Source organism: Streptomyces sp. NPDC001410, assembly GCF_042895235.1.
GTDB lineage: Bacteria > Actinomycetota > Actinomycetes > Streptomycetales > Streptomycetaceae > Streptomyces.
Map to the genome: position 1 here is coordinate 184,157 of NZ_JBIAWE010000021.1, position 23,082 is coordinate 207,238.

Below are 23,082 nucleotides of genomic sequence, written 5' to 3' on the forward strand. Positions count from 1 at the left end.
CCGGCCACGGGACGCCTCCTCGGCCGATGTGGTCAGCCTGTGTCGAACGGCGGGACGGTCAGTGTGTCGAAGCAGGAGGTGTCGAAGCCCCCGGAGGGGTGATCGAAGTAGCTGACCAGGATCGATCGGGCGCAGTCGGACTGGAGGAGGGAGGCGTGTCCGAGGCCGGGGAACACCAGGCGGCGCGAGTGGGACAGACCGGTGGCGGCAGCGGCCCAGCGTGTTCCTGAGGGCCCGTCGAAGGTTCCCGAGATCAGCAGGGTGGGCACGTCGCTGCGAGTCTGGGCCTTCACCCCGGGATCGGCGCGTCCGACGTCCCAGGCCGCACAGCGGGCGAGGATCCGGTCGACGAACTCCTGCTGCGGCAGTTGGGACAGCACCGGGTCGGGGAAGCCGGGCAGGGCGGCCTCGGCCGCGGCCCGCAGCTTTTGGGGGTCGGTGAAGGCCGCCTCCTCGCGGCAGACGACGCCGTAGAACAGACCCCAGCCGGTGAAGCCGGGCGGGGACAGGCCGGCGAGGATCGTCCTGGCCGCAGGCAGACCGTCACCGGCGGCGAGGGCGTGCACCGCGGCCGGCACTGCGGTCAGCGCCCAGGGCGGCAGCGACGCCACCACCACCATGTCGGCCAGTTGGTAGCCGTCGAACACCACGGTGGTGGCCGGGGCTCCCGCCTCGGCAGGCACGGTCACCGTCAGCGGGTGGCGGTCGAGGCGTTGCACGGTGGCGGCGAACTCCGCCTGCAGCCGGGGGTAGGCCGCCCGGCAGGGAGGCTGGGCCGCGCATGCCTCGAACATGGCCCGGTACTGGTCGGCGGCATTGGCCCACAGGCCCTCCAGGAGGTTGAGGTGAGGGGTGACGACGGAGTCCAGGACGACGCTGCGGATGCCCTGCGGGTGGTCGCGCAGCAGCTGCAGCGCAAGGTCGCTGCCGTAGGACACCCCGTAGACGTTCCATTCCCTGATGCCCAGCGCCGTGCGCAGGTCGGCGATGTCGGCGGCGTTCTCGGTGGTGTTGTACGCCGACAGGTCGTAACCCATGCCGGCCAGGCGGGCGCGACATGCCCGGGTCGCCTCGATGCCCTCGCGGGTGTTCTCCGGGTCGGTGGACGCCCGCGTGACCGCCTGCCGGTTGGCCGCGTCGATCTCCGGGCAGCTCAGATGCGGATCGGAGCGCCCCGCACCACGCTGGTCGACGAAGATGACGTCCCGGTCGGCGTTGATCGCCGGCCTGAGCCTGGTCACGGTGTAGGCGTCCAGCAGCCCGGACCCGCCCGGCCCACCGGTCAGCCACACCACCGGGTCGGGTTCGGGCCGCGCCGCGGCGGCCTTCAGCCGGGCCACCGCGATCCTGATGGTGCGCCCGCCCGGCTCGGCGCGGTTCTCCGGCACGGTCAGATAGCCGCAGCTGAACTTCGGCCCCAGCGGGGGCACGCCGGGGAGGATCGGCTTCGGGCACGCGGCCGGGGTGTAACTCGCCCGCCCGGTCGGTGTCGGGTCCTCGTTCGCCCGTCCGGCGGCGCCGACCGTCAGGAGCACGGCAGCCACCAGGCCCGCCACCGCGCCGATCCTGCGGCGGCCGACGCCCCTGCCGGCCCCTCGCCGGTATTGCCTGCCACCACCACCGAGCGGTCGCCGGACCGTCATCGTGTCTCCCGACCCGGCCCGCGGATCTGCGTGCCGGCGACGCGGCGTAGTCCGGCGGGCCGTCGCTTCCGTGAGGAGTCGTCGATGTACTCGCTGCCGACGTCGGCGATCACGCCGTTCGTCAGCGCGGTCCCATCGGCGGGACGGGCACCACTACCACCCATTTGGTGCATAGCGCTGCCCGTCCCGCAAGTTGCTCCAGGGCCGGCGGCGCCCGCCGGATCCGTGCCCCTAGCGCGGGCGCCGTGCCCCCGTGCGCCGGGCCTGGGCGCGGCGTTCTGTCTCCGTCATGCCTCCCCAGACGCCCGCGGCCTGTCCGGTGTCCAGTGCCCAGTGCAGGCACTCCTCACGGACGCCGCAGCGTCCGCACACCGCCTTCGCCCGCTGTGTCTGCACCAGTGCCGGTCCCGTGGTGCCGATCGGGAAGAAGAGGTCGGGTTCCTCGCGGCGGCATGCGGCGCCGTCTCGCCAGTCGTCCATCAACGTCACCTGCGATCGAGGTCGTACCTGCCCCTGGAAGATGCGTACTCGCCTTCGGGTCACCTGTCGATGCGCGGTGAAACAGCGGATGCCGGCCGCATCACTGTTCCCGGACGCCCCACGGGGAGCCGTACTCGGTCAGCAGGTCGAGGAAGGGACGCGCGGGGAAGGCCTCCGGGCCGAGGACGCCGGTGCCCGACCAGGCGCCGGTGGCGAGGAGTTCGAGGGCGACGACCGGGTTGACCGCCGTCTGCCACACCACCGCCTGACAGCCGTACTCCGTCATGGACCACTGGTTGTCGACGACGTGGTACAGGTACACCTCGCGCGGCGCCCCGTCCTTCGTGCCGCGCACCCACGTGCCCGCGCAGGTCTTGCCGCGCATCCGGTCGCCCAGCGTCGCCGGATCGGGCAGGCACGCGGCGACCACGTCACGCGGCGAGACGGCGACCGGTCCGTCCGGGCCGGGCACGGTCACCGGCTCGGTGCGGTCGAGTCCCAGCCGGTGCAGGGTCTTCAGCGTCTCGATGAACTCCCCGCCCAGGCCGTACTTGAAGGTGACGCGCTGCGCGCCGACCCAGCGCGGCACCAGCAGCACCTCCTCGTGCTCGACGTTCACACACTCCACGGGGCCGATGCCCTCCGGGAAGTCGAACACCTCCGGCTCGCTGAACGGGGGCGTGGTGAACCAGCCGCGCCCGGCCTCGTACACGACCGGCGGGTTCAGGCACTCCTCGATGGTGGTCCAGATGCTGAAGGAGGGTGCGAAGTCGTGGCCGTCGACGGTGAGGTTCGCGCCGTCGCGGATGCCGATCTCCTCGATGGTGTCGAAGAGTTCGTCGGCCGCGTGGCGGGCGAACACGTCCGACAGTCCGGGCTCCACGCCCATGCCGACCAGGGCGAGCGCCCCCGCCTTCTCCCACTCCTCGGCCAGCGCGAACTGCTCGTCGCCCAGCTTGACCCCGCACTCCTCGTACGGCAGCTCGGGGTGCGGCCGGGACAGGGACATCGCCATGTCGACATAGCCGGCGCCGGCGGCGCGTGCCGCGCGGAACAGGGGCATGACGAAGCGCGGGTCGGTGGCGTTGAGCAGGACGTCGCAGCCGTGGTGGGCGAGCAGCCGGGCCACTGCGGCCTCGTCGGAGGCGTCCACGCGCTCGGCGCGGAACCGGCTTTCGGCGTCGCCGAGGGCCGCGACCGCCGCCTCGGCCCGGGCGGGGTCGTAGTCGGCGACCACCATCAGGTCGAGGAACGGGCGCCGGGCCGCGATCCGGGTGATGGCGGTGCCCACACCGCCGGCTCCCACGAGCAGTACACGCATGACGAAACTCCCTGCCTGACACGAACGTAACGGGGGACGGGGCAGGCGCGCCTTGCCCGGAATCCAACGCCGGGGCATGGCGTAAGGTCAATGGCGTTGGCATAAGGGGAGCGGGGAGCGCAGGGAGGATCCGTCGTGCCCAAGCCCGTGGTGCCCGAGGAGAAGCGCCGCCGGCGCCGTCCGACCCGCAGCGGCACCGTGCTGTCCGAGCCGCTGATCGTCGAGACCGCGCTGCGTCTGCTGCGCGAGCACGGCAGCACCGGGCTCACCGCCCGCCGCCTGGGCCTCGCCCTGGACTGCGACCCCAGCACGCTGTACCGGTACTTCCGGGGCATGGACGACCTGACGCTGGCCATCGGTGACGCGCTCATCGGTCAGGCCCTGGCGGGCTGGGAGCCGACGGGACAGTGGCGGGCGGACCTGCGGACGATCGGGCTGCGCATCCACGCCGCGTACGTCGCCCACCCGCAGGCGGCGCTGCTGACCGCCAACCGGGTCACCGGGCGCGCCCAGGAACTGGCCGCCGACGAGGCGGTCCTGGACGTCCTGCGCACGGCCGGGTTCTCCCTGCCGGAGACCGTCCGCGTCTACCACGCCTTCATCGACCAGACGCTGGCCTTCGCGGCGCTCGACGCCGCGTCCCTGGCCCTGCCGAGCGCATCCCAGCGGGCCGACGAGGACAAGTGGCACTCGACCTACGCCCGGCTGCCCCGCGCCACCCACCCCCGCATCGCCGAGGCGGCCCCGCTGCTGGCCCGGCGCATGGTCACCAGCGCCTACCCGACGGCCCTGGAGATGCTGCTGGACAGCGCGGCCGGGCGGCTGGGTGTGTCGTTCGGATCAGGCCGGCCATGACGAACAGTGCGGACCGGCCGACCCGAGCGGGGTCTGGTGCGTGCAGATGCAGGGCGGGGGAGGGAGTCGACGCGATGGGGGTCCTCCCGCGCGAGCGCAGCCGAGCGTGGGGGAGTCGGCGAGTGACGGCAACGCGGCAGATGTGCGTGCCAGACCCCGCGACGCCGGGGTGATCCAAACGACACCCCCTGGACCCACAGGCGCCCTGACCGCCGCCGTCACCGGCGCAGTGCCTCGGCCGCCGTCGCCGTCACCGCCTCGGCCAGCGCCGCCAGCGCGGGGGAGTCGAGTTTCCACTGCTGCCAGTACAGCGGGACGTCGAACCACTCCCGCGGCGCGAGCACGACGAGGCGGCCCTCGTCCAGCAGCGGCCGGGCCTCGGGCTCCGGGATCATGCCCCAGCCGAGGCCCGCGGCGACCGCGTCGGCGAAGCCCCCCGAGGACGGCACGTAGTGCCGCAGTCGGCCGGCGCCCGTGCCGCCCAGCCGTCGCACGAAGTCGTCCTGGAAGTCGTCCTTGCGGTCGAAGACCACGACGGGAGCCTCCGGCAGGAGATCCCGCAGCGGCCCGTCCAGGTACCGCTCGGCGAATCCCGGTGCGGCCGCGGCCACATACCTCATCCGGCCGAGCGGGCGGACCGAGCAGCCGGGCACCGGGTCGGGCGAGGAGGTCACGGCCGCCATCACCAGGCCCTCGCGCAGCAACGCCGCCGTGTGGGCCTCGTCCTCCCGGTGCAGCTCGTAGCAGAGCCCCTCCACCCGGGTGAGCGCACCCAGGAACCAGGTCGCAAGCGAGTCCGCGTTCACCGCGACCGACACCCGCGTCGGCTCGCCGGCACCGCTCAGGCCCAGCTCGTCGCGCGCGTCCCGCTCCAGCCGGGCCAGCTGCCGGGCGAACCGGACCAGCACCGCCCCGGACTCCGTCGGGCGCACCGGCTTGGTGCGCTGGAGCAGCACCCGGCCGGTGCGCTGTTCCAGCGCCTTGACCCGCTGGCTGACCGCCGACGGCGTCACATGCAGGGCCGCGGCCGCCGCGTCGAACGTGCCCTCGTCCACCACGGCGAGCAGCGTCCGCACCTGCTCCAGGGGAAGCTCCTCCATCACGAGCGCTAAGGATACGTAAGAATCTTTAGCTGTACCTGCAGTGATCGTTTGCCTAACGTCGACGGCATGAACCACGCACTGACCGCCGCGGCCGCCGGATTCGGCACCGGCCTCTCCCTGATCGTCGCCATCGGCGCCCAGAACGCCTTCGTCCTGCGCCAGGGGGTGCGCCGCGACGCCGTCCTCGCCGTGGTCGGCATCTGCGCCCTGTCCGACGCGCTGCTCATAGCCCTCGGCGTGGGCGGGGTCGGGGCCGTGGTGGTGGCCTGGCCGGGCGCGGTACGGGCCGTCGGGCTCATCGGCGGCGCGTTCCTGCTGGGCTACGGCGCCCTCGCCGCCCGCCGCGTCCTCAGGCCCGGCACCGGTCTGCGCGCGGAGGGCGAGGCGGTGGGCTCACGGCGGCGCGCGATCCTGACCTGCCTGGCGATGACCTGGCTCAACCCGCACGTCTACCTGGACACCGTGTTCCTGCTCGGCTCCCTCGCCGCCGACCGCGGCCCGCTGCGCTGGACCTTCGGGCTCGGCGCCGCCCTCGCGAGCCTGTGCTGGTTCGCCGCGCTCGGCTTCGGCGCGCGGCTGCTCGGCCGCTTCCTCGCCAGGCCCACCGCCTGGCGGGTCCTGGACGGTCTGGTCGCCGTCACCATGCTCGCGCTCGGCGCCACGCTCCTCGCCGGATCCTGAGGCACCGGATCCTGAGACACCGGATCCTGAGACACCGGATCCTTAAGGCACCGGACCCTGGAACAACCGGTTCGGCAGGCACAGAAGTTGCTGCCATAGTGAAGCTCGAAATCGAAAGATGTATCGAGCAACCAGGAAGCCCGTGGACACGAGCGAGAGCAGCGCCGAACCTGACGCCGACACCGGGACCGACAGCCCGGCCGCCCAGGCCCCGCCCCGGCGCGGCTGGCGCCGCTGGGCGATGGACACCCGGCCGCTGCGCATCCCCGCCTACCGGCGGCTGTGGTCGTCGACCATCGTCACCGCCGTCGGCAGCCAGCTGACCGCCGTCGCCGTACCCAAGCAGATCTACGACATCACCCACTCCTCGGCCTGGGTCGGCTACGCCAGCCTCGCGGGTCTGGTGCCCATGGTGGTGTTCGCGCTGTGGGGCGGGGCGGTCGCCGACACGGTGGACCGGCGCAAGCTGCTGCTGGTCACCAACAGTGGGATCGCCGTGACCTCGGTGCTGTTCTGGACGCAGGCCGTCACCGGCCTGGACTCCGTCGTGGTCCTCATGCTGCTGCTCGCCGTGCAGCAGGCGTTCTTCGGCCTCAACTCCCCGGCCCGCACTGCCTCGATCGCCCGCCTCGTCCCGGCCGAGCAGCTGGCGGCGGCCGGCGCGCTCGGCTCGACGGTGATGCAGACCGGCCTCGTCGCGGGTCCGCTGCTGGCCGGCGCGCTGATACCGGTCATCGGGCTGCCCGAGCTGTACCTGATCGACGCGCTGGCGCTGTGCGTCACCGTGTGGGCGGTGTTCCGGCTGCCCGCGCTGCCCCCGCTGGGCGACGGGCCGGCCCGCCGGGCCGGGGTGCGCGAGATCGCGGCCGGGTTCCGCTACATCTCCGGGCACAAGGTGCTGCTGCTCTCGTTCCTGGCCGACATCGTGGCCATGGTCTTCGGCATGCCCCGCGCCCTGTTCCCGCAGCTGGCCGCGCAGACGTACGGCTCCTACGGCGAAGGGCTGGCGCTCGGTGTGCTGTTCGCCGGGATCCCGGTCGGCGCGGTGCTCGGCGGCCTGTTCTCCGGCGTCTTCTCGCGGGCGCGGCGGCACGGCTGGATGGTCATCGGCGCGGTCGTCGGCTGGGGCGTGGCCGTCGCCGGGTTCGGGCTGAGCGGCAACCTCTGGCTGGCCGTGGCCTTCCTCGCCGCGGCCGGGGTCGCCGACATGGTCTCCATGGTGTTCCGCGGGGCGATCCTGCTCTCGGCCGCGACCGACGAGATGCGCGGCCGGATGCAGGGGGTGTTCACCGTGGTCGTCGCGGGCGGTCCGCGCCTGGCCGACGTGCTGCACGGCACCGCGGGCTCGGCGTTCGGCCCCAGGGCGGCCGTGGCGGGCGGCGGCGCGCTGGTGGTGGCGGTCATGCTGGGTCTCGCAGCGGCGGTCCCGGCGCTGCGGCGCTACCGGATCTGAGGGCCTACAGGGGGCCGCTGCGCCGCCGGATCGTGTACTGCTCCATCAGCTTGCCGCGCGTCGTCTCCAGGCGGTGGGCGAGGACCTCGGCGACCGTGCGCACCAGCGACAGCCCGAGCAGCGGGTCCTCCACGCAGAGCGCCAGCACCGACGGTCCGTCGAACTCGTAGGCCCGGACGTTGCTGAAGGCCACGGCGCCGAAGTCCCACTCGTACGGCGGGAACAGCCAGGACCAGCCGAGCATGTCGCCCGCGCCGAGCGTGGCCACGGTGACCCGCTGCCGGGAGGTGACCTGCTGGTCCAGGTGGACCGCGCCGGAGCGGACCACCCAGAAGCGGTCGGCGGTGCCGCCCGCCTCGAAGATGCGGGTGTCCTCCGGGAAGGACACCTCCTTGGCCAGCTCCATCAGCCGCTCGCGCTGGGCCTGCGGGAGGGCGGTCAGCAGTTTTATCGCTTTGGTCATGGCGCGGGACTCCTCGCCGGCAGCGGTTGGGGCGGTTTCCCCAAGCCCATTTCAGCCGCTGCCGCCGTCCGGGGCACCTCGAAGGACGCGACTTTCTGTCGGTAATGTGCCGCGGAGGCATGAAAAAGCCCTGGCTGGACGGGGGAAGCCAGCCAGGGCCGTATGCGGTGGCAAGGGAGGACGGTTACGGTCGACTCCGTCACCACTTATTGATGAACGGTAAACCATCTCCCGGAAATTCACCCAATCGGGAGCCGGTCACGTGACCTGTTTCACTCCGGTCGGCTCCAGGGGTGGTCCGCCCGGGTCGACCACCTCCTCGAGTACCAGCCGCACCGCCTCGTACGCCAGTGCCCGCGCGGACGCCTCCCTCGCCGCGTCCGGATCGGTCACCGTCAGCCCCCGCGACCGCTCCCGGCAGGCTCGTTCCTGCTCGGCCGCTCGGTCCCGGCCCAGCCGGATGCGCCGCAACAACTCGTCCGCGTCCACACAGTCGGTCATGGGGTCCGGGTACCCGGACCGCGCCCACTGATCCCGGTAGCGCCGTGCCGAAGCCGGTGGCCGAAGTTCCGGCAAGCGGCGTTTGCCACCCGGGCGGCCGGGCAGGCGCACCCCCAGTCCGCCGCGCTGCAGCCACCTTCAGGAGCGATCGCGCATGCTGACCGACACGTTGACAAGCCGTACGGGTACGCCCGACACCGACTCCGCCTCCGTCGCCTCAGTGCGGCGGACCCATGACGACGCCCCCGACACCGTGGCCCTCTTCGCGCGGCTCGTGGAACTGGACGACGGCCCCGAACGGGAGGCCGTACGAGACGAACTGGCGACCGAGTGGCTGCCCATGGCCCACCGGATCGCCGGCCGGTTCCGCGACCGCGGGGAGTCCACCGAGGATCTGCGCCAGGTGGCCGCGCTCGGCCTGGTCAAGGCCATCGACCGGTACGACCCCTCCCGAGGGGCCTTCGAGAGCTACGCCGTGCCGACCATCACCGGCGAGGTGAAGCGGCACTTCCGGGACCGGATGTGGGCCGTGCGGGTGCCGCGCCGGGTGCAGGAGCTGCGCAACCGGGTGCGCCTGGCCCGTCGCGAACTCATCCAGCGCCCCGGCGCCCCCGAACCCACCGCCGCCGACATCGCCGCGCACACCGGCCTCACCGAGGACCAGGTCACCGAGGGCGTGGAGGCACTGGAGAGCTTCAGCACCCTCTCGCTGGACGCCGAGCTGCCCACCGGCGACGACAGCCAGAGCCTGGCCGACACGCTGGGTGCCGCGGACGCCTCGTACGACGTCGTCGTCGACCGCGAGGCCGCCAAGGAGGGGCTGCGCCGGCTGCCCGAGCGGGAGCGGGCCATCCTCTACATGCGCTTCTTCGAGGACATGACGCAGAGCCGCATCGCCGACCGGCTCGGCATCTCCCAGATGCACGTCTCCCGGCTCATCAGCCGCAGCTGCGCCCGCGTCCGTGCCGTCGCACTGGGACCGCGGCAGGGCGGCCGGACCGCCGGATGACCGGCCGTCACTTCTTCGACCGCTCCCGCGTGATACCCAGCGGCCGGGCCAGACCCGACACCGCCTCGTCCAGGCGCTGCAGATGCCGTAGCACCCGGTCGGTGACCCGGCCGTAGCGCGGGGTGCGCAGGGTGCCAGGTTCCAGCATCGACGCGATGCTGGGGCCGGTCTCGATCCCCGCCGTCGAGCGGGGGTCGGCGACGTGCGCGGCGATCGCCTCGATGTTGTGCACGATCCGCCGGCCGGCCCCGCGCAGCCGCGGATCCGCCGCGATCGACGGGTGCGTCGGCAGCAGTTCGGCCGTGGCCGCGAGCGAACGCGCGTGATAGGCGCAGGTCTCCAGCAGGGCCACCACGTACCGGGCGGTGTCCCGGCGGCCGCGCTGCGGGGCGATCGGGTGGGTGAGCGGCTGGGTGGCGGCGTGCAGGTCGGCCAGCGCCTGGTCCAGGTCGCGGGCCTGGTCCACCAGGTCGGCCGGCGACGCACCGCTCAGCTGGTCCATGGCGGCCCGGGTGACGTCCGCCAGCTTGTCGAGGACATCGACGAGCAGGTCGTTGGTGCGCCGGTCGGTGTGGACGGGCAGCACCACCACCGCCGCGATCACCCCGGCGGCCGCGCCCAGCGCCGTCTCCTCCACGCGCAGCACCAGCACCGACACGCTGTAGGTGCTCAGCAGCGTGTACAGCAGCCCCAGCATTGCCGACGCGTTGAACGACATCAGCGTGTAGGACAGGGGCGCGGTGAAGAACATCGCGAAGATGCACACCAGCACCAGCGCGAACGCCGTCCAGGTGTGGTGTCCGACCAGTCCCGCGAGCCCGATGCCGGCCACCACCCCGAGGACCGTGCCGACCAGCCGCCGGTAGCCCTTCACCAGGATCTCGCCGGTGGACGCCGTGTTCAGGAAGACGATCCAGCAGGTCAGCACCGCCCAGTACCAGCGCTGGCTGGACAGCAGCTCACCGCCCGCGATGGCGAGGGCCGAACCGACGGCCACCTGCACGGCGGCCCGGGTGGTGGGCCGCCCGAGCCCGGTCGGCTCCGGCTTCTCGGGTTCGGCCTCGTCGCCGCTCTCGATGGCGGCGTCCTCGGCGTCCAACTCCTCGCGGGAGCGGGCCGTCGCCGGAGTGTCGTCGGACTCGTCCTGCGGCCCGTCCAGGGCGATCCGCAGCCCGAGGACGGCCCGCGCGGCCTCGCCGAGACCCCGGAAGACGTCCTGTACGGCCGGGGACGCCTTGGGCAGGTTCTCCTCCTCGCGGTAGCCGAGCAGCCGGTTGCGCACCTGTGCCAGCGCGGTCCCCGAGGCCTCGTCGGCCGGGCGCAGCACCAGCAGGCGCAGCGCCTCCAGGTCCCGGCGCAGCACCGCCGTCGCCTCGTCCCGCACCGGTAGTTCGCCGCCGGACGGGAGCGGCGCGCCGGGCAGATGCAGGGTGAGCGTGTCCGTCCGTTCGGCACTGCGCGCGGTGAGCAGCAGCAGCCCGAGCCGCTCGGCGGCGATCTCGGCGTCCGCGATACGGCGCTGCAGCAACCGTGCCGTCGCCTCGTCGGCGGTGCCCTCCTCCAGCCGGCCCTGGATCATCAGCGCCGTCTCGTGCAGCCGGGCGGTGCCGGTGCGCAGGTGCGCCAGCACCTTCTCGACCTCGTCGGGACCGGCGTCCAGCAGCTCGATCTGGGTCGCGATCAGCTGCCCGAGCCGGGCCCGGAAGGCGCGGCGCAGCCGGTCGAGGGTGCCCGCCGGGGTCTCGGGCAGCAGGACGAAGCGGGCGGCGGCGCTGCACACGAACGCCACGGTGATCACGCCGTACAGGGCGGGCAGCGTGGCCGTGGTCGCGTGCACGAACAGGGAGAGGAAGTAGATCTGGAAGCCGATGAGGCCCAGCGCCGTGCCGCGGTCGCCGAACCGGCGGCCGTAGACGGCACAGAAGATGAGCACGACGAAGAACACGTCGCCCACGACGACCCATTGGTTCAGCAGCGCACCCAGCGACACCGAGGCGAGCGCCACCGGCAGGCCCAGCGCGAGGGTGACGGCCTGCCGGGAGCGCTGCTTCTCGCGGAGGGCGAAGGTCGCGACCATCGACGCCATGGCGCCCGCGACGAGCTGCGGGACCGGGACCCGCAGCAGGGCCAGCACGGCGAGGGTGAGGACGATGGCGGCCACCGTGCGCAGACCCGCGGTGAGCCGCAGCAGTCCGGGATCGGACGCAGCGAGCCGGTCCCACATCCGTGCCCACCCCGACCGAACCGCTGCCCTCACGCCGCCGCGCTCTCTCCCGTGCCAGAACTTGATCTCCGCTCCAGCATGGCACGGCGGCCCGGCCCGCCTGCCCCCGGCCGACCTGCTACATCAGGAACTCGCGGCGTCGCCGCCCTCCGCCCGGGCGCGGACCTGTTCCGGTGTCAGATAGTTGTCCGTGTACTCGAAGTCCTTCAGCCGGGCCGGTTTGCGGGACTGGAAGCCGGTGCGGACGAAGTCGTCGCCGGCGACCGCGTTCAGCAGCCAGTTGGTCATGACGCGGGTCTTGGCGACGTTGGTGCGCAGCGCCGACCAGTGATAGCCACGAGCCACCACCTGCGCGGGCACGCCCCGCAGCTCGATGCCCAGCGGCTTGGACACGGCGTCCTTGCCGCCGAGGTCGACGACGAGGCCCAGGTCCCTGTGCACGTACGGCAACAGCGGCTCGCCCCGCAGGGTCGCGATGACGTTGTCGGCCACCCTCCGGCCCTGGCGCATGGCGTGCTGGGCGGTGGGCGGGCAGACCGCGTTCTCCTCGGCCTTCGCCTTGTCGGGCACGGCGGCCGCGTCGCCGAGTGCGAACACCCCGTCGTGACCGGGCACGGTCATCTCGGAGGTGACCGCGAGCCTGCCGCGGACCGTCTCCGCGCCGAGCGTGGCGATCAGCGGGCTCGCGACCACACCGGCCGTCCAGATGAGGGTATGCGTCGGCACCACCCGGCCGTCGGTGAACGTGACCTCCTCGGCTCCGGCCTTGTCGATCGACACACCCAGCGAGACGTCGATGCCGCGCCGCCGCAGGATCTCCTGCGCGCTGCGGCCCAGCTTGTCGCCCAGCTCCGGCATGAGCTTGGGCGCGATGTCGATGAGGTGCCACCTGATCAGGTTCGGGTCGAGACGCGGATAGCGCTGCACGGCCGCGTGGGTGAGCCGTTGCAGACAGGCCGCGGTCTCGGTGCCCGCGTAGCCGCCGCCGACCACCACGAACTGCAGCCGCGCGGCCCGCTCGGCCGGGTCGTCGCTGGCGTCCGCGAGGTCCAGCTGCGAGATGACGTGGTCGCGGATGTAGGCGGCCTCGGCGAGGGTCTTCAACCCGAAGGCGTGCTCGGTGAGCCCCGGGATGTCGAAGGTGCGGGTCACGCTGCCCGGCGCCAGCACGAGGTAGTCGTACCGCTCGTTGACGTCGTCGTCGGTGATGGTGCGGATGACACAGACCTTGGACTTCAGGTCCACGCCGATCGCACCGCCCGGGATGATCCGGGTGCGGTACTTCTTGCTGCGGCGCAGTGAGACGGCGATCGACTGCGGTGTCAGCACACCGGAGGCGACCTGGGGCAGCAGGGGGAGGTAGAGCTGGTAGGAGAACGGCGTCACCAGAGTGACGTCGGCCTCGTCCGAGGTGAGTTTCCGCTCCAGGCGGCGGACGCACTCGACTCCGGCGAAGCCTGCGCCAACCACCAGGATCCTGGGTCGTGTCACGGTGTTCATCCCTCTCTGCGGCTCCAGGCGGTCCGACTCGACGTCGTTCGCGTGCCCGGGATCGCTGCGGCCACACCGATCCCACCGTGCCCCGAGCCGTTCCGCCAGCCGGGTGCGGCAGGCAGACGAACGCGTGGGCACCAGCATGCCCCTGCTGAAGCCCGTAGTAACCCGATCTCGCACAGATACACGTCGTACTCATGGGCACCACGCGTGCGGCGTTCCCTGTCACCAGGGCAGGAACACGTGGATGTCCTTGCCCTGGTCCTCGACGACGACGCTCACCTGACTGCACAGCGTGTGCACCAGGTGCCAGCCGATCCCGCCGCCGCCCGCACTCGGCTGGAAGGGCCGCGGCTCGGGCCGGGTGGTGCTGGTGTCGTGCATCGTCACGTGCACCCCGTCGAAGGTGCGGCGCATCCGCAGACCGAAGGGCCCGGGGGCGTACTGGACGGCGTTGGCGGCCAGTTCCGTGACGACCAGCAGGATGTCGTCCCAGCACTCGGGCGCGCCGGGCGGCGCGTCCCGGGCGAGGGCGCACAGGAACTCCTCCGCGGCGAGCCGCGCCCCCGTCACATTGCGCAGCTCACCGGGGAAGGAGAACGCCCGCTCGGCCCACTCCTCCGAGGGCGGTGTGTCGTCCCCACGCGGCTCCGTCGCCATCTCGCATTCCCCGGCCCCGTCCGGTCGGGGCCGGCGGCCCCTCGCGACCAGGGCGGTCGTCGTTGCTGATCACTCCACTGCTGCGGGTTCCCCCAGCCGGGCCGGGTTACCCGTCCGCCCGGCCACCTGGGCTCCGTACCTGCACCTCCTGGCGGAACTCCTAGCGGAAGACGTTGTCCGACTCGTCCCAGTCGGCCGGCTCCTCGGGACCCGGCCGCCATGCCGCGCGCGACCGGGCCTCGTACATCGCGTCGATCTCGGCGGCATAGTGGCGCGCTATGGCGTCCCGGCGCAGCTTCATGGACGGTGTCAGCAGCCCGTTGTCCGGGGCGAACGGCTCCGCAAGGACGCGGTAGACCCTGATGGACTCCGAGCGGGACACCGCACTGTTGGCCGAGGAGACGGCCCGCGCGATCTCCTCCCTGAGCGCGTTCTCCTCCCGGGCCTCCCGGCTCGGCGACTCGCCCTGCAGGGCCAGGCCGGCCCGCCAGTGCGCGAGGAACTCCGGGTCCAGCGTGATCAGGGCCCCCACGCAGGGCCGGTCGTCGCCGACGACCACCGCCTGGTGCACCAGCGGATGCATGCGCAGCCGCTGCTCCAGCGGGGCCGGCGCCACGCTCTTGCCGCTGCTGGTGACGATCACGTCCTTCTTCCGGCCGGTGATCGTCAGATAGCCCTCGGAGTCCAGCCGTCCGATGTCCCCGGTGGCCAGCCAGCCGCCGTACAGCGTGGCCCGCGTCCGCGCCTCGTCGCCGATGTAGCCCTGGAACACCGACGCGCCGCGCACCAGGATCTCGCCGTCGTCGGCCACCTGGACCTCGGTGCCCGGCAGCGGCCGGCCCACGGTCCCGGACTTCTCCCGGCCCAGCGGCTGCATGGTGATCCCGCCGGAGGTCTCCGTCAGCCCGTAACCGTCGTGCAGGTACAGCCCGATGCCCTCGTAGAACAGGGACAGTTCCCGGCTGAGCGAGGAGCCGCCCGAGGTGCCCCGTACGGCGCGCCCGCCGAGCGCGGCCCGCAGCCTGCGGTACACCGTCCGCTCGTACAGGGCGTGTTGCAGCCGCAGATCGAACCCGGGACCCGGCCCGAGGCCCAGCCGCCGGCGCTCCTCCGCCTCGGCGAAGTCCCGCGCGGTCTGCGACGCCCGCTCGAACAGCGCACCCCGGCCCGCCTGCTGAGCGGTCCTCAGGAAGGTCTTGTACAGCTTCTCGAACACCGACGGCACGCCGTACAGGTACGTCGGCCGGAACGTGCGCAGCGCCGATGCGAGGGCCTCCGCCGTCATCTCCGGCTCGTGCGCCATCAGGACCCCGCCGCGTACGCAGATCACCTGGATCATGAGCCCGTACACATGGGAGAAGGGCAGGAAGGCGAGCACCGACGGCTGTTCGCCCGGGGGTGCCGCGGTGTGCCCCCAGCCGGCGAGCAGGATGTCGCACGGGTGGGCCAGGCCGCGGTGGCTCAGCGCGCAGCCCAGCGGACGGCCGGTGGTGCCCGAGGTGTAGGCGATGACCGCCGTCGCGTCCGGCAGCACGATCCGGCGCAGCGACTCCACCGTGGTCAGGGGAATGAGCGCACCCTGCTCGGCCAGCCGGGCCAGAGCGTCCGCGTCCAGCTGCCAGACGTGCTTCAGCCGGGGCAGCCCCGCGCACACGGTGCCGACCGTCATGACGCCCTGCTCGTCCTCCACCACCACGGCCACGCAGTTGGCGTCCCGCAGGATCCACTCCACCTGGTCCCGTGAGGACGCCGGGTGGATCGGTACGACCTCCGCGCCGACGGTCCACAGCGCGTGGGCGAACACCGTCCACTCGTAACGGGTCCGCGCCATCAGGGCCACCCGGTGGCCCGGGGAGATCCCCGCGGCGATCAGGCCCTTGGCCAGGTCGACCACTTCGTCCCGCACCTCGACCGCCGTCACCTCCTCCCACACGCCGGGCGCCGCATCCGTGCGCCGCGCGAGGAGGGGCAGCGTCGGACTGCGGTGCGCGGTCTCGAAGACGCTGTCGGCGAGCCCGCCGGTCATCGGCGGTACGGCTGCCGGAGCGAGGGCGTCGTCGCGCATGCACTGCTCCCGAGGTGTACGGAGGGTGACTCCGCCGGTCGGCTCAGTTGCCGGCGGTGCTCGAATGTAGCCCAGGCAAGCGGTTTCGGGGCCAGGAACAGGCAAGTCGTGATCCGCTGATGATCTGTGCGTGTCCAGCGGCCGTTGAGCACACGAGTCACCTGAACCCGGACCCCGGCCGACCGCCCCTCAGTCCTGGGTGTGCCGCACACACGCGGTCACGACGTCCCGCAGGCTGCCCGTCCGCTCCATGAGCAGCCGCTGCTCGCGAGCGCCGTTGCCCCGGCGCAGCACCCTGGCGACGGCCTCCTCGACACCGGCCGCGTCACCACTGTCGGTGAGCGCGTCCCCGGTGTGCTCCAGCAGCGAGTACAGTGCCTCCGCCGCGGGCCGGGGCAGCATGGTCACGGGGTCCAACAGGTCCTCGTCCAGGCCGGAATGGGCGGCCTGCCAGGCGGCGAGCCTCAGCAGGCTCACACTGTGGTCGAGCGGCGGCCGGCCCGCCCGCCACTCGCGGGCCGCCGTCTCCACCAGGGCACGGGCCAGCGTGGCGATCAGGACGGTGGTGTCCGCGCGCAGGCACACGTCCGCCACCCGGATCTCCACCGTCGGGTAGCTCGCGGACAGGCGCGCGTCGAAGTACAGCATCCCCCGGTCGAGGATGACCCCGCTGGCCACCATGTCCCGCACCAGCCGGTGGTACCGCTCGGCCGAGCCGAACAGCTCGTTCGGCCCCGCCTGCGGCCAACGCCGCACCACCCGGCCGCGGTAGCTCACGTAGCCGGTGTCCCGGCCCTGCCAGAACGGCGAGTTGGCGCTCAGCGCCAGGAGCACCGGAAGCCACGGCCGGATCCGGTCGAGGACGGCGACGCCCTCCTCGTCGGACTCCACCGAAACATGTGCATGACAGCCGCACACGAGCTGGTCGTGGGTGGTCATCCCGTACCGCCCGGCCATCCACTGGTAGCGCTCGTGCACGGTGAGCGAGGGCGTCACCGGCATCGGGTACGTGGCGAGCGCGGCGACCGCGCAGCCGATCTCACCGGCCAGCCGGGACGCCTCCTTGCGCAAGCGCACGATCTCGGCGCCGAGGTCCGCCATGTCCGCCTGCGGATGCGTGGCGAACTCCAGCATCTGCCCGAACAATTCCTTCTGGAACACGTCCTGTCCGGGATCGTCCTGGGTGGCACGGGCGAGGACTGCGGCCGACAGCGGCTTCGGCTCCCCGCTGTCCGGGTCGACCAGAAGGAGTTCCTCCTCCACTCCGACAGTGCGCACGTGGGCCGCCCTTCTGTTCATGACGAGGAGCAGTCGTAAGTCTGTACGACCCTGACTGCCCTTTGGAGCGGGCAGCCGACACCTGTGGGTTCAGCGCACGGGCGTCAACCAGACAGTGGCGAGCGGCGGCAGCGTGAGCCGGAGGAACCCGTCCTCGGGCTTGATCGCTCCCGGAGCGCCGACGCCGACACCGCTGCCGCCATAGCGCGCGTCGTCCGAGTTCAGCGCCTCCTGCCAGGCGGGGACCTCGTCAGGGACCCAGAGACGGTAGTCACCACGGACCACGGGGGAGAGGTTCGACACCGCCAGCAGAGGAGATCCCCCGGTGTCGAACCGCAGGAACGCGAAGACATTGTCGTCCGCCGCGTCACACTGCACCCACCGGAAACCGCCCGGATCCGTGTCCCGCTGCCACAGCGCCGGGGTGGCCCGGTACAGCGTGTTCAGGTCCCGGACGAGATGCTGTACGCCCCGGTGGTCCCCTGCGGAGTGGTAGTCCTCGTCCAGCAGCCACCACTCGGGGCCGTGCGCCTCGGACCACTCGGCGCCCTGGGCGAACTCCTGTCCCATGAAGAGCAGTTGCTTGCCGGGGTGGGCCCACATGAAGCCGAGGTAGGCGCGGTGGTTGGCGCGCTGCTGCCACCAGTCGCCCGGCATCTTCGACACCAGGGCCTGTTTGCCGTGCACGACCTCGTCGTGGGAGATCGGCAGGACGTAGTTCTCGCTGTACGCGTACACCATCGAGAAGGTCATCTCGTGGTGGTGGTACTTGCGGTGCACCGGCTCGTGCCGGATGTACTCCAGCGAGTCGTGCATCCAGCCCATGTTCCACTTCAGCCCGAAGCCGAGCCCGCCGCTGTCCGTCGGCCGGGTCACCCCGTCCCAGGCGGTGGACTCCTCGGCGATGGTGACCACGCCCGGGCAGCGCCGGTAGACGGTGGCGTTCATCTCCTGCAAGAAGGCCACCGCGTCCAGATCTTCCCGCCCGCCGAAGACGTTCGGCGCCCACTGCCCGGAGTCCCGCGAGTAGTCGAGGTAGAGCATGGAGGCGACGGCGTCCACCCGCAGCCCGTCGATGTGGAACTCCTCGCACCAGTACACGGCGTTGGCGACGAGGAAGTTGCGCACCTCGGTCCGCCCGTAGTCGAACTCGTACGTGCCCCAGTCCGGATGCTCGGCCCGCCGCCAGTCCCCGGGCTCGTACAGCGGCTCACCGTCGAACCGGGCCAGCGCCCAGTCGTCCTTGGGGAAGTGGGCCGGCACCCAGTCCATGATCACGCCGATGCCGGCCCGGTGCAGCGCGTCCACCAGGTACTTGAAGTCGTCGGGGGAGCCGAGGCGGGGCGTGGGCGCGTAGTAGGAGGTGACCTGGTAGCCCCAGGAGCCGCTGAAGGGATGCCCGGCGACCGGCATCAGCTCGACATGGGTGAAGCCCATCTCCTTGACGTAGGCGGGCAGTTCGTCCGCGAGTTGGCGGTACGTCAGTCCTGGGTGCCAGGAGGGCAGATGGACCTCGTACACGGAGAACGGCGCCTCGTGCACGGGCGTGTCGCCCCGGTGGGCCATCCACTGCGCGTCGCCCCATTCGAACCGAGACACCGCGACGACCGAGGCGGTCGCGGGCGGGACCTCCGTACGGCGGGCCATCGGGTCCGCCTTCAGGAACCGGTCGCCGTGGCGGGAGGTGATCTCGAACTTGTACCGGGCGCCCTCGCCGATGCCCGGCAGGAACAGCTCCCACACGCCCGACGCGCCGAGCGACCGCATCGGGTACTGCGTGCCGTCCCAGTACGTGAAGTCGCCCGCGACCCGGACTCCTCGGGCGTTCGGCGCCCACACGGTGAAGCGGGTGCCTGCAACCCCCTGATGGGTCATGGGCTCGGCGCCGAGCGCCCGCCACAGCTGCTCGTGCCGGCCCTCGCGGACCAGGTGCAGGTCCAGCTCGCCGAGGGCGGGCAGGAACCGGTACGGATCCTCCGCCTCCTGCTCACCGTCGTCGTACGCGACATGGAGCGTGTACGACGGGATCTCGTCGTACGGCAGCACGGCGGCGAACAGACCGCCGCCCTCCGACGCCAGCGCGCTGTGCATCCCGTCGACGACGACGCTGACCTTGCGGGCGTTCGGGCGCAGCGCCCGGAACAGCGTGCCGCCCGCCACCGGGTGGGCGCCCAGCAGGGCGTGCGGGTCGTGGTGCGCGCCGCCCAGCAGACGGTCGCGGTCGCCCTGATCGAGCGGGGCGGCCGCGGACGGAGCGGGTCCCGCCGGCCGGGGAAGTGCGGTGTCGTTACGGGTCATGACGTCAGCCTCCCCACACCGCGAGCCGCTGGATCGCGGCCATCGGAACCGGTAGCCAGTCCGGACGGTGTCTCGCCTCGTACAGCACCTCGTACACCGCCCTGTCCGTCTCGTGCGCGCGCAGCAGCGCGTGCTTCTTGCGTGGATCCCACCCGGCGCGGGCCGCGTAGCCCGCGCAGAACGCCTCGCGGCAGCGGCGCGCCCACTCCGGCCGCCAGGGGCGGCGCTGCCGGGCCGCGTAGTCGAAGGAGCGCAGCATCCCGGCCACGTCCCGCACCGGGGACTGCGCGGCCCGCCGCTCGGCCAGCGGCCGGGACGGCTCGCCCTCGAAGTCGATGACGAACCAGTCGCGCCCTGCCTGCAGCACCTGCCCGAGGTGCATGTCGCCGTGGATGCGCTGGGCCGGCGGCCCGGTGTCGCACGTGGCCAGCGCACCGAACGCGGCCCGCAGGCCCGGTACGAAGGGCCGCAGCGCGGGCACCGCGTGCGTGGCCGCGTCCAGCCGCGCGCACATCGCCTCCGCGGTACGGCCCCGCTCGCCCGGCCCGGCCGGCGGGAAGGCGTCGGCCAGCGCGAGGTGCACCTCGGCCATGGCCCGGCCCAGCTCCCGGGCCTCGGCGGTGAAGTCGTCACCCGTGGCGAGCGCGCGCAGCGCCAGCGTCCAGCCGTCGGTGGCGTCCGGCAGGAACGGCTGCAGGACGCCCAGCGTGGCCGGGCTCGGAGCACTCGTGCTGAACCAGGCGACCGGCGCCGGTACCCGCGCACACCCCTGTGCGGCCAGCGCGCCCGGCACCTCTAGGTCGGGGTTGACGCCCGGCTGGATGCGCCGGAAGAGCTTCAGGATGTACGCGTCTCCGTAGACGATCGACGAGTTGGACTGCTCGGCCTCCAGCAGCCTCGGCGGGAGGCCACCGGGCAGTTGGACGCCCGGGGTCTTCTCGAAGCACAGCGGACCCGATGTGCCGGGCTGCCGCAGCCGCTCCAGGAGCAGATGGGCCGAGCGCGGGTCCTGCAGTGCGTCGTACACGGCGAGGCCGGCGAACGGACCCTCCTCGACCCGGCCGACGTAGGCCCGCTCCAGCCGCGGTGCGAGGTGCTCACGCACGCCCAGGAGCAGCTGGTAGCAGTCGCCGGGCGGCGGTGTGCCGCCGGGGGTGGGCACTGGCGCGTGCGAGGCGTGGACCAGCAGGTGCAGACATCCCGGGAACAGCTCGCTCATGGACAGCAGCGACAGATCGGTGACGGGCCGGTCCTTGCCCGCGAACCAGCGCTGCAGGGGCAGCCATTCGCGCAGCAGCCCGCTCAGCGAGGCCAGGGGCCGGTCGGTGCCCCTCGCGGCTCTCGGCCGGTGGGTGATGGTCTTCGGCATGGTGACGCGTCCTTTCCTCGGCGCCGCTGCTCAGCGGCGGCGGCCGATGCGGGATGCGACTCGGGTGAGCCGGAACCAGTAGAAGCCGTGGCCCGCGAGGGTCAGCAGGTAGGGCAGTTCACCGATGGCGGGGAAGCGCACGCCGCCGATCAGCTCGACGGGGTGCCGTCCGTCGTAGACCCGCAGATCGAGCTCGGTGGGCTGTGCGAACCGGGAGAAGTTGTGCACGCACAGCACCAGGTCGTCGCCGTGTTCGCGGAGGAAGGCGAGGACGGCGGGGTTGGAGGACTGCAGTTCGGTGTAGGTGCCGAGTCCGAAGGCGGGGTTCTGTTTGCGGATCTCGATCATGCGGCGGGTCCAGTGGAGCAGGCTGGACGGCGAGGACATGGAGGCCTCGACGTTGGTGACCTGGTAGCCGTAGACGGGGTCCATGATCGTGGGCAGGAACAGCCGGCCGGGGTCGGAGGAGGAGAATCCGGCGTTGCGGTCGGGGGTCCACTGCATGGGGGTGCGCACGGCGTCGCGGTCGCCGAGCCAGATGTTGTCGCCCATGCCGATCTCGTCGCCGTAGTAGAGGATCGGTGAGCCGGGCAGGGAGAGCAGCAGGGCGGTGAACAGTTCGATCTGGTTGCGGTCGTTGTCGAGCAGGGGGGCGAGGCGGCGGCGGATGCCGATGTTGGCGCGCATGCGCGGGTCTTTCGCGTATTCGGCCCACATGTAGTCGCGTTCCTCGTCGGTGACCATTTCGAGGGTCAGCTCGTCGTGGTTGCGCAGGAAGATGCCCCACTGGCAGGTGGCGGGGATGGCGGGGGTCTTGGCGAGGATCTCGGAGACGGGGTAGCGGGACTCGCGGCGGACGGCCATGAAGATGCGGGGCATGACGGGGAAGTGGAAGGCCATGTGGCATTCGTCGCCGCCGGAGGCGTAGTCGCCGAAGTAGTCGACGACGTCCTCCGGCCACTGGTTGGCCTCGGCCAGCAGCACCGTGTCGGGGTACTGGGCGTCGATCTCCTTGCGCACCCGCTTGAGGAACTCGTGGGTCGCCGGCAGGTTCTCGCAGTTCGTGCCCTCGGCCGCGTAGAGATAGGGGACCGCGTCGAGGCGGAACCCGTCGATGCCGAGGTCGAGCCAGAACTTCAGCGCGGCCAGAATCTCCTCCTGCACCGCCGGGTTCTCGTAGTTGAGGTCCGGCTGGTGCGAGAAGAAGCGGTGGAAGAAGTACTGGCCACGCACCGGGTCGAAGGTCCAGTTGGAGGCCTCGGTGTCGACGAAGATGATCCGGGCGTCCTCGTACTGCTTGTCGTCGTCGGCCCACATGTAGTAGTCGCCGTAGGGGCCTTCGGGATTCTTGCGGGACTCCTGGAACCACGGGTGCTGGTCGCTGGTGTGGTTCATGACGAAGTCGATGATGACGCGCATGCCGTGCAGGTGGGCGGCGTCCACGAACTCCACGAAGTCGGCCAGGTCACCGAATTCGGGGAGGACGGCGGTGTAGTCGGAGACGTCGTAACCGCCGTCCCGCAGGGGTGACTTGAAGAACGGCGGCAGCCAGAGGCAGTCCACGCCGAGCCACTGCAGGTAGTCGAGCTTGGCGGTCAGACCCTTGAGGTCGCCGATGCCGTCACCGTCGCTGTCCTGGAAGGAGCGGACGAGTACCTCGTAGAAGACGGCGCGTTTGAACCACTCCGGGTCCCGGTCCTTGGCGGGAGTGTCCTCGAAGGTGTCCGGCACGGGGTCGTTGACAGTCATGACGCTGAGGGCCCTCCGATCTGTGGCTTCGATCGCCCGACGTGGAGCACATGCGCCGGCGTCCGGCCGGGCGTGAGGCGCACGAAGTTGGTCCTGCCCCAGTGGTAGGTCTCACCTGTCAGTTCGTCGTGCACGGACAGGGCAGCGTTCCGGTCCAGGCCGAGTTGCGGCATGTCCAACGAGACCCAGGCCTCCTGGGTGTGGTGCGGGTCGAGATTGACGACCACGATGACCGTGTCCGGGCCCGTGCTCTTGCTGTAGGCGAGCACGTTGTCGTTGTCGGTCGGATGGAAGCGGAGGTTCCGCAGGCGCTGTAGCGCGGGGTGGCGTCGGCGAATGGTGTTGAGCTTGGTGATGAGGGGGGCGAGGGTGCGGTCCTCGCGTGCGGCGGCGTCCCAGTCGCGGGGTTTGAGCTGGTACTTCTCCGAGTCGAGGT

General features: G+C 71.9%; 19 protein-coding genes. 4 read left to right on the forward strand and 15 right to left on the reverse strand.

The genetic code is table 11. The annotated features are described in order from the left end of the window. Positions 1–32: 32 nt before the first annotated feature. The 3 genes from ACFY3C_RS37215 to ACFY3C_RS37225 form a co-directional block, all read right to left on the reverse strand. Positions 33–1,643, reverse strand: a complete 1,611-nt coding sequence (locus ACFY3C_RS37215) for an alpha/beta hydrolase (protein ID WP_390773983.1) — start codon at positions 1,641–1,643, stop codon at positions 33–35. Between the two features lie 231 nt (positions 1,644–1,874). Beyond that, entirely contained in the window at positions 1,875–2,123 is a 249-nt protein-coding gene (locus tag ACFY3C_RS37220) for a WhiB family transcriptional regulator (protein WP_386578648.1), read from the reverse strand. 100 nt (positions 2,124–2,223) lie between these two features. Beyond that, on the reverse strand, positions 2,224–3,444 hold the full coding sequence (locus ACFY3C_RS37225) for a saccharopine dehydrogenase family protein (RefSeq protein ID WP_389176931.1): 1,221 nt from the start codon (positions 3,442–3,444) through the stop codon (positions 2,224–2,226). A 135-nt stretch (positions 3,445–3,579) separates the two neighbouring features. On the opposite strand from ACFY3C_RS37225, the gene ACFY3C_RS37230 reads away from it, so the two are divergent. Further along, positions 3,580–4,299 (forward strand): TetR/AcrR family transcriptional regulator, encoded by a 720-nt coding sequence (locus ACFY3C_RS37230; RefSeq protein WP_386578650.1) that lies wholly within the window; start codon positions 3,580–3,582, stop codon positions 4,297–4,299. A gap of 218 nt (positions 4,300–4,517) precedes the next feature. On the opposite strand, the gene ACFY3C_RS37235 is transcribed toward ACFY3C_RS37230, so the two are convergent. Then, complete coding sequence (locus ACFY3C_RS37235) at positions 4,518–5,402, reverse strand: LysR family transcriptional regulator ArgP (protein ID WP_386578651.1); 885 nt, start codon at positions 5,400–5,402, stop codon at positions 4,518–4,520. 66 nt (positions 5,403–5,468) lie between these two features. Here ACFY3C_RS37235 and ACFY3C_RS37240 point away from each other — a divergent pair, with 66 nt between their 5' ends. Together ACFY3C_RS37240 and ACFY3C_RS37245 are read left to right on the forward strand one after the other, a co-directional pair. Then, positions 5,469–6,083 (forward strand): LysE/ArgO family amino acid transporter, encoded by a 615-nt coding sequence (locus ACFY3C_RS37240; RefSeq protein WP_386578652.1) that lies wholly within the window; start codon positions 5,469–5,471, stop codon positions 6,081–6,083. Between the two features lie 142 nt (positions 6,084–6,225). Continuing rightward, positions 6,226–7,536: an MFS transporter gene (locus ACFY3C_RS37245; protein WP_390773984.1), complete on the forward strand. Its 1,311-nt coding sequence runs from the start codon at positions 6,226–6,228 to the stop codon at positions 7,534–7,536. 4 nt (positions 7,537–7,540) lie between these two features. Here ACFY3C_RS37245 and ACFY3C_RS37250 read toward each other — a convergent pair whose 3' ends face one another. Further along, on the reverse strand, positions 7,541–7,999 hold the full coding sequence (locus ACFY3C_RS37250) for a cyclic nucleotide-binding domain-containing protein (RefSeq protein WP_386578654.1): 459 nt from the start codon (positions 7,997–7,999) through the stop codon (positions 7,541–7,543). Positions 8,000–8,257: 258 nt separating this feature from the next. Beyond that, complete coding sequence (locus tag ACFY3C_RS37255) at positions 8,258–8,500, reverse strand: hypothetical protein (RefSeq protein ID WP_390773985.1); 243 nt, start codon at positions 8,498–8,500, stop codon at positions 8,258–8,260. Between the two features lie 154 nt (positions 8,501–8,654). Here ACFY3C_RS37255 and ACFY3C_RS37260 point away from each other — a divergent pair, with 154 nt between their 5' ends. Next, on the forward strand, positions 8,655–9,509 hold the full coding sequence (locus ACFY3C_RS37260; protein WP_390773986.1) for a SigB/SigF/SigG family RNA polymerase sigma factor: 855 nt from the start codon (positions 8,655–8,657) through the stop codon (positions 9,507–9,509). Positions 9,510–9,516: 7 nt separating this feature from the next. On the opposite strand, the gene ACFY3C_RS37265 is transcribed toward ACFY3C_RS37260, so the two are convergent. The 9 genes from ACFY3C_RS37265 to ACFY3C_RS37305 form a co-directional block, all read right to left on the reverse strand. Further along, entirely contained in the window at positions 9,517–11,733 is a 2,217-nt protein-coding gene (locus tag ACFY3C_RS37265) for an FUSC family protein (RefSeq protein ID WP_390773987.1), read from the reverse strand. A gap of 123 nt (positions 11,734–11,856) precedes the next feature. Further along, positions 11,857–13,233: an NAD(P)/FAD-dependent oxidoreductase gene (locus tag ACFY3C_RS37270; protein WP_390773988.1), complete on the reverse strand. Its 1,377-nt coding sequence runs from the start codon at positions 13,231–13,233 to the stop codon at positions 11,857–11,859. Positions 13,234–13,452: 219 nt separating this feature from the next. Then, on the reverse strand, positions 13,453–13,887 hold the full coding sequence (locus ACFY3C_RS37275; RefSeq protein WP_386578659.1) for an ATP-binding protein: 435 nt from the start codon (positions 13,885–13,887) through the stop codon (positions 13,453–13,455). 160 nt (positions 13,888–14,047) lie between these two features. After that, complete coding sequence (locus ACFY3C_RS37280; RefSeq protein WP_390773989.1) at positions 14,048–15,952, reverse strand: AMP-dependent synthetase/ligase; 1,905 nt, start codon at positions 15,950–15,952, stop codon at positions 14,048–14,050. 189 nt (positions 15,953–16,141) lie between these two features. Further along, positions 16,142–17,230, reverse strand: coding sequence for a glutamate--cysteine ligase (locus ACFY3C_RS37285; RefSeq protein WP_390773990.1), 1,089 nt, complete (start codon positions 17,228–17,230; stop codon positions 16,142–16,144). Between the two features lie 90 nt (positions 17,231–17,320). Beyond that, positions 17,321–19,528, reverse strand: coding sequence for a 1,4-alpha-glucan branching enzyme (gene glgB, locus ACFY3C_RS37290; protein WP_390773991.1), 2,208 nt, complete (start codon positions 19,526–19,528; stop codon positions 17,321–17,323). Between the two features lie 4 nt (positions 19,529–19,532). Beyond that, on the reverse strand, positions 19,533–20,897 hold the full coding sequence (locus ACFY3C_RS37295) for a maltokinase (protein WP_386578663.1): 1,365 nt from the start codon (positions 20,895–20,897) through the stop codon (positions 19,533–19,535). A 30-nt stretch (positions 20,898–20,927) separates the two neighbouring features. Further along, entirely contained in the window at positions 20,928–22,646 is a 1,719-nt protein-coding gene (gene treS, locus ACFY3C_RS37300; RefSeq protein WP_390773992.1) for a maltose alpha-D-glucosyltransferase, read from the reverse strand. Then, positions 22,643–23,082: DUF3459 domain-containing protein (locus ACFY3C_RS37305; RefSeq protein WP_390773993.1), on the reverse strand; the 440-nt coding region annotated here is incomplete at its 5' end. The genes treS and ACFY3C_RS37305, both read right to left, overlap by 4 nt.

Excerpts from the sequence above, each read along its gene's own strand:
- ACFY3C_RS37215 (WP_390773983.1), bottom strand. The coding sequence starts at position 1,643 with ATGACGGTCCGGCGACCGCTCGGTGGTGGTGGCAGGCAATACCGGCGA.
- ACFY3C_RS37275 (WP_386578659.1), bottom strand. The coding sequence starts at position 13,887 with ATGGCGACGGAGCCGCGTGGGGACGACACACCGCCCTCGGAGGAGTGG.
- ACFY3C_RS37260 (WP_390773986.1), top strand. The coding sequence starts at position 8,655 with ATGCTGACCGACACGTTGACAAGCCGTACGGGTACGCCCGACACCGAC.
- ACFY3C_RS37295 (WP_386578663.1), bottom strand. The coding sequence starts at position 20,897 with ATGCCGAAGACCATCACCCACCGGCCGAGAGCCGCGAGGGGCACCGAC.
- ACFY3C_RS37220 (WP_386578648.1), bottom strand. The coding sequence starts at position 2,123 with ATGGACGACTGGCGAGACGGCGCCGCATGCCGCCGCGAGGAACCCGAC.
- ACFY3C_RS37240 (WP_386578652.1), top strand. The coding sequence starts at position 5,469 with ATGAACCACGCACTGACCGCCGCGGCCGCCGGATTCGGCACCGGCCTC.
- ACFY3C_RS37280 (WP_390773989.1), bottom strand. The coding sequence starts at position 15,952 with ATGCGCGACGACGCCCTCGCTCCGGCAGCCGTACCGCCGATGACCGGC.
- ACFY3C_RS37250 (WP_386578654.1), bottom strand. The coding sequence starts at position 7,999 with ATGACCAAAGCGATAAAACTGCTGACCGCCCTCCCGCAGGCCCAGCGC.
- glgB (WP_390773991.1), bottom strand. The coding sequence starts at position 19,528 with ATGACCCGTAACGACACCGCACTTCCCCGGCCGGCGGGACCCGCTCCG.
- ACFY3C_RS37255 (WP_390773985.1), bottom strand. The coding sequence starts at position 8,500 with ATGACCGACTGTGTGGACGCGGACGAGTTGTTGCGGCGCATCCGGCTG.
- ACFY3C_RS37225 (WP_389176931.1), bottom strand. The coding sequence starts at position 3,444 with ATGCGTGTACTGCTCGTGGGAGCCGGCGGTGTGGGCACCGCCATCACC.
- treS (WP_390773992.1), bottom strand. The coding sequence starts at position 22,646 with ATGACTGTCAACGACCCCGTGCCGGACACCTTCGAGGACACTCCCGCC.
- ACFY3C_RS37270 (WP_390773988.1), bottom strand. The coding sequence starts at position 13,233 with ATGAACACCGTGACACGACCCAGGATCCTGGTGGTTGGCGCAGGCTTC.
- ACFY3C_RS37265 (WP_390773987.1), bottom strand. The coding sequence starts at position 11,733 with ATGTGGGACCGGCTCGCTGCGTCCGATCCCGGACTGCTGCGGCTCACC.